At 73.1% G+C, this 9,741-nt stretch carries 10 protein-coding genes; 6 read left to right on the top strand and 4 right to left on the bottom strand.

Annotation, left to right across the window (positions count from 1 at the left end; translation table 11 throughout):
* The first annotated feature begins 440 nt into the window (after window positions 1-440).
* A complete protein-coding gene (fgd, locus tag APR04_RS14380) occupies window positions 441-1,442 on the top strand; it encodes a glucose-6-phosphate dehydrogenase (coenzyme-F420) (protein ID WP_253871330.1) in 1,002 nt (333 codons plus the stop codon).
* A gap of 30 nt (window positions 1,443-1,472) precedes the next feature.
* On the opposite strand, the gene APR04_RS14375 is transcribed toward fgd, so the two are convergent.
* Together APR04_RS14375 and APR04_RS14370 are read right to left on the bottom strand one after the other, a co-directional pair.
* Window positions 1,473-2,126, bottom strand: coding sequence for a response regulator (locus tag APR04_RS14375; protein ID WP_253871347.1), 654 nt, complete (start codon window positions 2,124-2,126; stop codon window positions 1,473-1,475).
* Between the two features lie 20 nt (window positions 2,127-2,146).
* Window positions 2,147-3,334, bottom strand: a complete 1,188-nt coding sequence (locus APR04_RS14370) for a sensor histidine kinase (protein WP_253871329.1) — start codon at window positions 3,332-3,334, stop codon at window positions 2,147-2,149.
* A 119-nt stretch (window positions 3,335-3,453) separates the two neighbouring features.
* On the opposite strand from APR04_RS14370, the gene APR04_RS14365 reads away from it, so the two are divergent.
* The 3 genes from APR04_RS14365 to APR04_RS14355 are packed head-to-tail and all read left to right on the top strand — an operon-like array spanning window position 3,454 to window position 6,163.
* Entirely contained in the window at window positions 3,454-3,882 is a 429-nt protein-coding gene (locus APR04_RS14365; protein ID WP_253871327.1) for a hypothetical protein, read from the top strand.
* Window positions 3,879-5,453, top strand: a complete 1,575-nt coding sequence (locus APR04_RS14360) for a multicopper oxidase family protein (RefSeq protein WP_253871325.1) — start codon at window positions 3,879-3,881, stop codon at window positions 5,451-5,453. Before APR04_RS14365 ends, APR04_RS14360 begins: the two co-directional genes overlap by 4 nt.
* 20 nt (window positions 5,454-5,473) lie before the next feature.
* Window positions 5,474-6,163 (top strand): HAD hydrolase-like protein, encoded by a 690-nt coding sequence (locus tag APR04_RS14355; protein ID WP_253871323.1) that lies wholly within the window; start codon window positions 5,474-5,476, stop codon window positions 6,161-6,163.
* Between the two features lie 13 nt (window positions 6,164-6,176).
* Here the strand turns inward: APR04_RS14355 and APR04_RS14350 are convergent, their stop codons facing one another.
* Window positions 6,177-6,998 (bottom strand): ABC transporter permease, encoded by an 822-nt coding sequence (locus APR04_RS14350; RefSeq protein ID WP_253871322.1) that lies wholly within the window; start codon window positions 6,996-6,998, stop codon window positions 6,177-6,179.
* Window positions 6,995-7,969: an ATP-binding cassette domain-containing protein gene (locus APR04_RS14345; RefSeq protein WP_253871321.1), complete on the bottom strand. Its 975-nt coding sequence runs from the start codon at window positions 7,967-7,969 to the stop codon at window positions 6,995-6,997. The genes APR04_RS14350 and APR04_RS14345 overlap by 4 nt, the downstream gene beginning before the upstream one ends.
* Window positions 7,970-8,275: 306 nt before the next feature.
* Here APR04_RS14345 and APR04_RS14340 point away from each other — a divergent pair, with 306 nt between their 5' ends.
* Window positions 8,276-9,067 (top strand): sensor histidine kinase, encoded by a 792-nt coding sequence (locus APR04_RS14340; protein ID WP_253871320.1) that lies wholly within the window; start codon window positions 8,276-8,278, stop codon window positions 9,065-9,067.
* Window positions 9,064-9,732, top strand: a complete 669-nt coding sequence (locus APR04_RS14335) for a response regulator (protein ID WP_253871318.1) — start codon at window positions 9,064-9,066, stop codon at window positions 9,730-9,732. Before APR04_RS14340 ends, APR04_RS14335 begins: the two co-directional genes overlap by 4 nt.
* Window positions 9,733-9,741 lie beyond the last annotated feature (9 nt).

The following is a 9,741-nucleotide window of genomic DNA, read 5'->3' as shown; positions in this document are numbered from 1 at the left end:
CACGGACCGTCGCGAACGACACCCCGCACACCCTGAACGCCTGCAACATCGGCATCCCCGACGCCACAGCATCCAGCACTTCCCGCCGCTTGGACAACGGCCACGGATACCCAGACGGCATCACAATCCCCGATCAGTCGACGTTGCACTGACCGTATGAATCCGCCCCCTTGGTGGACCAGCAACCTTCGGTTCGACGATCGTTGGACGCGTAGGTTGCGGCTCGACACTCCATAGGTGGCTTCTGGACGGCCAAGTTGCGGCTCGATACCCGGAGCGGGTGGACGCGCGGGAGTTCGCCCGTTCGCCCGGTCATCGGTCGTCCCGGTCGCCCGCCACCGCGGCCGCGAGGTGCCGTCGATCGACGAGCTGACCAGGACAGATGTGACGTGCGCGACGCCGACGCTCGCACGTCGGCGATCGAGCGTAGGGTCGCAGACGTGACTCTGAAAATTGGGTACAAGGCGTCCGCCGAGCAGTTCGGGCCGCGCGAGCTGGTTGAGCTCGCAGTACGCGCGGAGGAGGTGGGACTGGACAGCGCCATGGTCTCCGACCACTTCCTGCCGTGGCGGCACGAGGGTGGTCATGCGCCGTCGGCGCTGGCCTGGCTCGCTGCCGCGGGGGAGCGCACCTCGCGGATCCAGCTCGGTACGAGCGTGCTGACCCCGACGTTCCGCTACAACCCCGCCGTGATCGCGCAGACGTTCGCGAGCCTCGCCCTGCTCACCGAGAACCGCGTGATCCTCGGCGTCGGCACAGGTGAGGCCCTGAACGAGACGGCGGTCTCGGGCCGCGAGTGGCCGGAGTTCAAGGAGCGGTTCGCGCGGCTGCGCGAGGCCGTGCAACTCATGCGGGCGCTCTGGACCGAGGACAGCGTGGACTTCAAGGGCGACTACTACGAGCTGGTCGGCGCCCAGATCTACGACCGGCCGGACAACCCCGTGCCGGTCTACATCGCGGCCGGCGGCCCGCTCGTGGCGAAGTACGCCGGCCGCGCCGGCGACGGCTTCATCTGCACGTCCGGCAAGGGCATGGACCTGTACACGGAGAAGCTGCTGCCCGCGGTCGCCGAGGGCGCGGCCAAGGCGGAGCGCGACGTCGCAGGCGTCGACAAGATGATCGAGATCAAGATCTCCTACGACCGGGACGCCGCCACCGCGCTGGAGAACACCCGGTTCTGGGCGCCGCTGTCCCTCACGCCCGAGCAGAAGCACAGCGTCACCTCGGCCACCGAGATGGAGCAGCTGGCCGACGAGCTCCCGATCGAGCAGGTAGCGAAGCGCTGGATCGTCGCGTCCGACCCGGAGCAGGCCGTCGAGCTGATCAAGCCCTACGTCGACGCCGGCCTGAACCACCTCGTGGTGCACGGCCCCGGCCACGACCAGGAGCGGTTCCTCACCCAGTTCAGCGAGGACGTGCTGCCGCGGCTCAGGTCGCTCTGATCTCTCGCGGACGAGCGGGGCTCTGCCGGCTCACGGCCGGACGAGCCCCGTCTCGTACGCCAGGATCACCAGCGCCGCGCGGTCCCGCGCACCGAGCCTGGCGAGCAGCCGGCTCACGTAGGTGCGTGCGGTGGCCGGGCTGAGGTAGAGCTCGCGGGCGATCTCGTCGTTCGTGAGGCCGCGGCCCAGGTGCTGCAGCACCTCACGCTCGCGCTCGGTGAGCCCGGCGATCCGGTCCGCGCCGGACCGGGGCGCCGGGCTCGCGGCGACGGCGCGCAGCACGGCGGCCGTCACGCCGGGGTCTAGCAGCGCCTCGCCCGCCGCGACGACGCGAACCGCACGGCGCAGCTCGGCCGGCGCGACGTCCTTGAGCAGGTAGCCGGCCGCGCCCGACCGGATGGCCTCGAACACGTGCTCGTCCTCGTCGAACGTGGTCAGGATCAGTACCCGGACGTCGGCCAGCGCGGGATCGGCGACGATCTCCCGGGTGGCGGCCAGCCCGTCCAGGCGGGGCATGCGGACGTCCATCAGCACGACGTCGGGCCGCAGCTCCCGCACCCGGGACACGCCCGAGCGCCCGTCGGCGGCCTCCCCGACGACCTCGATGTCGTCCTCGCTCTCCGCGAGGGAGCGCAGGCCGGCGCGCACGAGCTCCTGGTCGTCCACGAGCACTATGCGAATCACCGGGCGGATCACCGGGCGGATCATGGCTCGCCCGTCCTCAGCCGGAGGGGCAGGTCAGCGGCCACGAGGAACCCGCCGCCGGGTGCGTCGCCCGCGGTGAGGCCGCCGCCGAGCAGGGCCACCCGCTCGCGCATCCCCGAGAGCCCCGAGCCGGGCACGAGGCCGGCACCGGCGCCCCGGCCGTCGTCGGACACCCGTAGCGCGAGCCGGTCGTCGGCTACCCGCGCGGAGACCGTCACGCGGGTGGCGGAGGCGTGCCGCAGCACGTTCGTCAGGGACTCCTGCACGACGCGGTAGGCGGCGGCGGAGATGGCTCCGTCGAGGGCACCCTCCGGCACGTCGAGCGCGACGTCGACCGTGAGCCCGGTCGCCCGTGCCGAGGCCGCGAGGGCGTCCACGCCGGTCAGGCCGGTCGGCGCGGGTGCGCTCGCCTCCGCCGATCCGGGTGAGGAGTCGGGCGACCCGCCCACCGGCCCGCGCAGCACGCGGACGGTCGAGCGCAGCTCGTGCAGCGTGCCCGACGTCGCCGTCCGCACGTGCTCCAGGGCGCCCCGGGCTGCGTCGTCGTCCCGTCCGACCGCCTCAGCGGCCACGCCGGAGTGCAGGGCGATCACCGACAGGTTGTGCCCGACGACGTCGTGCAGGTCGCGCGCGATGCGCAGGCGCTCCGCCTGCAGCCGCTGCTCGGCGGCCTGGGCCTCGTGGACCCGCGCCTCGCGGGTCAGCCGCACCGCCACGCCGAGCGCGATCGCGGCCGCCGCCAGCGCCAGGTTCGTGACCAGGTCGTAGGGCGCCAGTGCCTCCTCAGGGGTGTTGCCCACCGTGCGGTAGTACGTCGCGACGGCCACCAGGGTGGCTCCACCGCCGATCGCCCAGGCGGTGTGCCGCAGCTCCGCCGCCGAGTACAGCGCCGCGATCGCGGGCAGCGCCATGCCGATGGGCGCGAACTGGAGGATGTAGTAGACGAACACGGCCAGCACCGTGACCACGAGCACCGTGCGCGGCGCGCGGCGCCGCACCAGGACCAGGGCCCCGAAACCCACAGCGAACAGGTACGCCCCTGGCCCGGCGTGCCGCACGGCGTCCGGGTCCGCCGCGATGACGACCGCGACCGAGAGCGACATGGCGAGCCCCAGGGCGACGTCGGTGACACGGGGGTCCACGACACGGGGGTCGACCGTTCGCGGGACCGCGCTCTGCTCTGGCACACCGTCACCCTACGGATCGCACGTCCCCGAGGCATCAGGGTTCCTGTCGCCTCCAGGCGACACCAGGAGACGATCCAGGGCCGATGTGGAGCCCCGCCCCCGACCGGCACCGTCGAGACATGACCTCACCACACCTCCCCGCTCAGCCGACCCCGGGCCGGTCCGCACCGGTCCCCGTCCCCTGGGCAGTCGTCGGCGGCCTCGCCGCGCTGGCCCTGCTCTGGCCGCTGGCCGGCCTCACCGGAGCCCTCGGCACCGGCGCTCCCAGGGCGCTGACCATCATCGGCATCACCGCCGTCGTCTGGATCGGGGTGGTCGGCCTCGGTCGGGTGCCCCGGCCGGTGCTCACGCTCACGCTCACGGGCGTGGCCTACGGGCTCGTCGCCCACGCCGTCGCGCTGCTGGTCCCCGTGCTCGGGGGCCTTGGCGGCCCCGGTGGCGGACCGCTCTGGACCATCGTTCCCGCGCTGCTCCTCGACGCGATGTGGGGAGCCCTGGCAGGCCTGGCCGCTGCCGGCGTGCAGCGCCTGCGCGGGTCCGGCCGATGAGGCGGGTCGCTGCGCCCGGGCCGCCCCGGACCCGGCGGCGGCAGGGCGTCCGGTCCCTCGTCGCGGGCGCGGCGACGCTCGCGCTGGCCGGCGGCGCCCTCGCCGGGTGTGCGCTCGTCCCCGGCTCGGTCACCTCGGTCGACGAGGCGGAGTTCACCACCGAGCTCGCGATCCCGCCCCTGGCGCCCTCGAAGGTCGTGGACGGGACGCGCATCTTCTCCCTGACGGCGCAGGAGGGCGTCACCGAGTTCCGGCCCGGCGTCGAGACGCGGACCTGGGGCTTCGACGGCTCCTATCTCGGCCCGACCCTGCGCGCCGAACGCGGCGAGCGGGTGGCCGTCGAGGTCGCGAACGACCTCGACGAGCCCACCAGCGTGCACTGGCACGGCATGCACCTGCCCGCCGCGATGGACGGCGGGCCGCACCAGGAGGTCGGCCCGGGTGCCACCTGGCGCCCGACCTGGGAGATCGACCAGCCCGCCGCGACCCTCTGGTACCACCCGCACCCGCACGGCGCGACGGAGAAGCACGTCTACCGCGGCCTGGCGGGCCTGTTCCTCCTGGACGACGACGCCTCGCGCGCCGCCACCCTGCCCCACACCTATGGCGTCGACGACGTCCCGGTCATCGTGCAGGACAAGGTCCTCGACGACGACGGGCAGCTCGAGCTCTCGGACGACGGCGGCGAGCCGGGCACGCTCGGCGACGTCGTCATGACCAACGGCACAGTCGGCGCCTACCAGGAGGTCACCACCGAACGCGTGCGGCTGCGCCTGCTCAACGGGTCGACGGCGCGCACGTTCCAGCTGGGCTTCGCCGACCGCGAGATGGACCTCGTCGCCACCGACGGCGGGCTGCTCGACGCCCCGGTCCGGCTCGACCACGTGCGGCTCGCGCCCGGTGAGCGCGCGGAGGTGGTCGTGCAGCTGCAGCCGGGCGAGACCACACGGCTGCACTCGTTCGAGGCCGACCTTGGCGGCGTCGTCGTCCCGTTCGCGATGGGCGCCAACGACGCGTTCGACGTGCTGGAGCTGCGGGCCGCCGACCAGCTCGCGCCGTCACCCGAGCCCGCCTGGGAGCCGTCGGCACATGCCGCGCAGGACGCTCTGCACGAGGACGACGCCGCCGTGACGCGCACGTTCGAGCTCGACGACCGCAAGATCAACGGCCGGCGCATGGACATGGGGCGCATCGACGAGGTCGTGACCGAGGGCAGCACCGAGATCTGGGAGGTGCGCAGCACCGTGCCGATGCCGCACAGCTTCCACGTGCACGACGTGCAGCTCCGCGTCCTGTCGGTCGACGGCGACGCCCCGCCGCCCGAGCTCGCCGGGCCGAAGGACACGGTCTACCTCGAACCGAACCGGACCTACCGGCTGCTCATGCGGTTCGACGACTACACCGATCCCGACGTGCCCTACATGTACCACTGCCACATGCTGCTGCACGAGGACGAGGGGATGATGGGGCAGTTCGTCGTCGTCGGACCGGGGCAGGAGGCGGGGACGCCGCCCGGCCACGAGCCGCCCAGCGAGGGCGCCGGCGCGGACGCGGACCAGGGGCACCACTGAACCTGTGGCACGCTCACCCGGTGACCCTCTCGCTGCCTCGCCGCACCACGCACGTCCTGCTCGACCTCGACGGCACCCTCACCGACTCCGCGCCCGGCATCATCGCCTCCCTCCGCGTCGGGTTCGCGGACGCCGGCTTCGCCGTCCCGACCGACGACGTCCTGCGCACCTTCGTCGGCCCGCCGCTGGGATCGAGCATGACGAGCATCGGCCTGTCCGACGCCGACGCAGCCCTCGCGATCGCCGCCTACCGGCGCGACTTCGAGAAGCACGGCATGTTCGACAACTCGGTCGTCCCCGGGTTCCCCGAGGCGCTCGCGGAGCTGCGCGAGGCGGGAGTGACGCTCCTGGTCGCGACGGCCAAGCCGGAGCACTACGCGCGGCAGATCGTGGAGCACTTCGGGCTCGACGGCTACCTCACCGGCGGGCTCGACGGCGTCCACGGCGCCGCGGGCGAGGCAGCCGGCCTGGTGGAGGGCAAGGAGGTCGTCGTGGAGCGCGCGGTGGCGCACGCGGTGGCCCTCGGGGCCGACGTCGGGCAGATAGTCATGGTGGGCGACCGCGAGCACGACGTGCACGCCGCCGCCCACCACGACGTCCCGACCGTCGGTGTGACGTGGGGCTACGCGGCGCCCGGCGAGCTGGAGGCCGCCGGCGCGGCGGCGATCGCCACGACGCCGGCGGAGCTGCCCAAGCTGCTCACGAGCTGAGTCACATCCTGACTCACATGCGCCGCCGGTAGGCCCACGCGGCGAGCGGGGCGAGGACCACGAGGGCGATCCCTCCCCACAGCAGGGTCATCGCCACGGGCTCGGCGACCGGACCGCCGAGCAGCAGCCCGCGGCTCGCGTCGATCGCGTGGCTCACCGGGTTGACCTCGGCCCAGGCCTGCAGCCAGCCGGGCATCGTCTCGGCGGGGGCCGCCATGCTGGTGCCGAAGACCAGCGGGAACGGCAGCAGGAACGCCACGGTGCTGACCATGCTCTCGTTACGCAGCAGCACGGCCACCAGCACCGTGAGCCAGCTGAGCGCGAAGCCGAACCCGATGGTCAGCGCGACCGCCCCCAGGGCGGACGCCACGTCCGTCTCGACCCGGAAGCCCAGCAGGTAGCCGAGGCCGAACAGCATGGCGACGGCCAGCGGATAGCGGACGGCGTCGCCCAGCACCGAGCCGAGCAGCGGTGCCGCGCGCGCGATCGGCATGCTGCGGAAGCGGTCGAAGACCCCCTTCTTCATGTCGAGCACGATGCTCAGCCCGGTCGAGACCTGCCCGGTCAGGATCGTGGTGAGCACGAGCACGCCAGGGAAGACGTACTGGAGGTACTCCTGGGACGACCCGCTGACGGCGCCCCCGAAGAGGTAGACGAACATCAGCAGGAAGATGACCGGCATGATCAGCGCGTCCAGGAGCACGCCAGGGTTGCGCCAGGTCTTGGTGAGGCTGCGCCCCGCGAGGGCGAGGCTCTGCCGGAGCAGCGGCCACGGCCGAGGTCCGGTGGTGGCGGTCCGGCGGACGTCCGTCGGCCGGGTGGCTGTCTCGGTCATGCTGACTCCTTCGTCTCGGTCACGCCGGTCATTCCGGTCCGGCGGGTCACGCCGGTGAGGCTGAAGAACACCTCGTCGAGGCTCGGCAGCCGGAGCGCGAGCTCGGCGACGTCGATCCCCGCGGACCCCAGGGCGCCCACGACGTCGGTGAACTGCTGCGCGGCGTCGACCGGCGTCGTGAGGGCGCCGCCGTGCTGGTGCTCGACGGGCCGCCCGGTCACGCGCTCCACCACGCGGGCGACGGCGGCGAGCTGGTCCGGATCCGCCGGGCGCACGACGATGGTCCGGCCCCCGACCAGCTGCTTGAGGCCCGCTGGGGTGTCGTGCGCGATGACTCGGCCGTGGTCGATCACGGTGATCTCGTCGGCGAGGGCGTCGGCCTCCTCCAGGTACTGCGTGGTGAGCAGCACGGTGGCGCCGTCGTCGGCGAGCGAGCGGATCGTTGCCCACAGGTCCTCCCGCTTGCCGGGATCGAGGCCGGTGGTCGGCTCGTCGAGGAACACGATCTCGGGCCGGCCGATGAGGCCCGCGGCGAGGTCGAGCCGGCGCCGCATGCCCCCGGAGTACGCCGAGACCCGCAGTCCGCCGGCGGAGGTCAGCCCGAGCTGGGTCAGGAGCTCCGTCGCGCGGGCGCGGGCGGCGGCGCGCGACAGGTCGAGCAGCCTGCCGAGGAGCACGAGGTTCTCCGCGCCGGTGAGGTCCTCGTCGACGGTGGCGTACTGACCGGTGAGCCCGATCCTGCGGCGCACCAGCGCCGCATCACGGACGACGTCGAGCCCGCCGACCGTCGCGCGGCCGGCGTCCGGCTGGAGCAGGGTCGCCAGGATCTGGATGGCCGTGGTCTTGCCCGCGCCGTTGGGCCCCAGCACGCCGAGGACCGTCCCGCTGCGGGCCCGCAGATCGATGCCGGCCAGCGCCGTCGTCCGCCCGTACCGCTTGACCAGGCCCTCGGCCTCGAACGCGTAGCTCATTGGTTCGCTCCTTCCGTGGCGGCGCGGGTACTCAGCGCGACGTATTCGCCGTCGTCGGGCAGCAGGACGTCGCCGTGCGGCTCGTTCCTCAGAAACTCGTGGCGCACCGGGGCACTCCTCGGTCGTGGGGTTCGGTCGATCCCGATCCTTCGCCGAACGCCGCGGTTTCTCGTCGTCCGGCAGGTGACACCTGCGGCTACCGGTGCGGCCGTAGGACAGCACCCGGACTACTACCCCTGGACTACCCCTGGAGTACTCCCACCGGGGGATGCGTGCGGTGGGCGACCCGCCATAGGCTCGACGACCATGCGTACTGATCTGGGCTGGCGACGCTTCTACGCCGCGGGCTGGCTCGCCACGGCGGGCGTGGCCACCGTCACGTTCGTGCTGTGGCGTGCGCACGTGCGCGAGGTGGAGCAGCGAGCGGAGGAGGCGGAACGTACCAGGGACGAGGTCGCCCGCCGACGCGCGGTCGAGGAGCGGCTGCACATCGCGCGCGAGCTCCACGACTCGCTGACCCACAGCATCTCGGTGATCAACGTCCAGGTCGGTGTAGCCGCCCACCTCACCCGAAAGCGTGGCGAGGAGCCCGCTGCCGCGCTGCTCGCGATCCAGGAGGCGAGCACGGACGCGGCCCGCGAGCTCCGGTCCACCCTCGACACGCTGCGTCGCGACGACGACGGTAGCGGCGCGGGCCTGGACCGGCTGCCCGCGCTGGTCGACCGGGCGCGCTCGTCCGGGCTGCCGATCACCGTCACCGTCGAGGGGACGCCACGGCCGCTGCCGCCCGACGTCGACCAGACGGCCTACCGCGTGGTCCAGGAGGCGCTGACCAACGTCGGCCGGCATGCCGGCGCGGCGACGGCGAGGGTCTGGCTCAGGTACGGCGCCGGCCTCCTGAAGGTGCAGGTCGACGACGACGGGGCGGCACCGCAGCAGCCGCCGGTGCCCGGGCACGGGCTGATCGGGATGCGGGAACGGGTCGCCGCGCTGGGCGGGAACCTGCGCACGGGCCCCCGGGAGACGGCGGGGTTCTCGGTGGTGGCCGAGCTGCCGACCGGGCCGGCGGGTGGCCCGCCGGCCAAGGCGCGGCCATGATCTCGGTGGTCCTCGTCGACGACCAGCACCTGATCCGCTCGGGCATCCGCGCGCTGCTGGACAGCGAGGACGACCTGAGCGTCCTCGCCGAGGCGGGCAACGGCGAGGAGGGCATAGCGGCCACCCTGGAGCACCGGCCCGACATCGTGCTGATGGACGTGCAGATGCCGGTGCTCGACGGCATCGAGGCGACGCGCCGCATCGTCCAGGACGACCGGCTCTGTGACGTGCGGGTCGTGATGCTGACCAACTACGGCCTGGACGAGCACGTGTTCCGTGCCCTGCGCGCCGGCGCTGCCGGGTTCCTGCTCAAGGACACCGATCCGGCGAGCCTGCTGCAGGCGCTGCGCGTGGTGACGCGCGGGGACGCACTGCTGTCGCCGTCGGTCACCCGGCAGCTGATCAGCGAATTCGTGGCGCGCCCGCCCGACGTGCTCTCTTCGCCCGGCCTCGACCTGCTCACCCACCGGGAACGGGAGGTGGTGGCCCTCGTGGCGCACGGGCTCAGCAACAACGAGATCGCCGAGCGGATGGTGCTCAGCCCGACCACCGCGAAGACCCACGTGAGCCGCGCGATGACCAAGCTGCACGCTCGGGACCGCGCACAGCTCGTCGTGCTCGCCTACCAGTCCGGGCTCGTCTCGCCCCGGGCGCAGCGGGACTGAGCCGCCGCC

Origin of the sequence: Promicromonospora umidemergens, assembly GCF_024171995.1 — a bacterium.
Lineage (GTDB): Bacteria > Actinomycetota > Actinomycetes > Actinomycetales > Cellulomonadaceae > Promicromonospora > Promicromonospora umidemergens.
Note: the sequence above shows the minus strand (reverse complement) of the source record. Positions and strands in the feature narration are given on the sequence as shown.

Bases quoted from the DNA above. Each gene is read 5' to 3' on its own strand.
- APR04_RS14350 (WP_253871322.1), bottom strand. From the start codon at position 6,998: ATGACCGAGACAGCCACCCGGCCGACGGACGTCCGCCGGACCGCCACC.
- APR04_RS14360 (WP_253871325.1), top strand. From the start codon at position 3,879: ATGAGGCGGGTCGCTGCGCCCGGGCCGCCCCGGACCCGGCGGCGGCAG.
- APR04_RS14345 (WP_253871321.1), bottom strand. From the start codon at position 7,969: ATGAGCTACGCGTTCGAGGCCGAGGGCCTGGTCAAGCGGTACGGGCGG.
- APR04_RS14365 (WP_253871327.1), top strand. From the start codon at position 3,454: ATGACCTCACCACACCTCCCCGCTCAGCCGACCCCGGGCCGGTCCGCA.
- APR04_RS14335 (WP_253871318.1), top strand. From the start codon at position 9,064: ATGATCTCGGTGGTCCTCGTCGACGACCAGCACCTGATCCGCTCGGGC.
- APR04_RS14340 (WP_253871320.1), top strand. From the start codon at position 8,276: ATGCGTACTGATCTGGGCTGGCGACGCTTCTACGCCGCGGGCTGGCTC.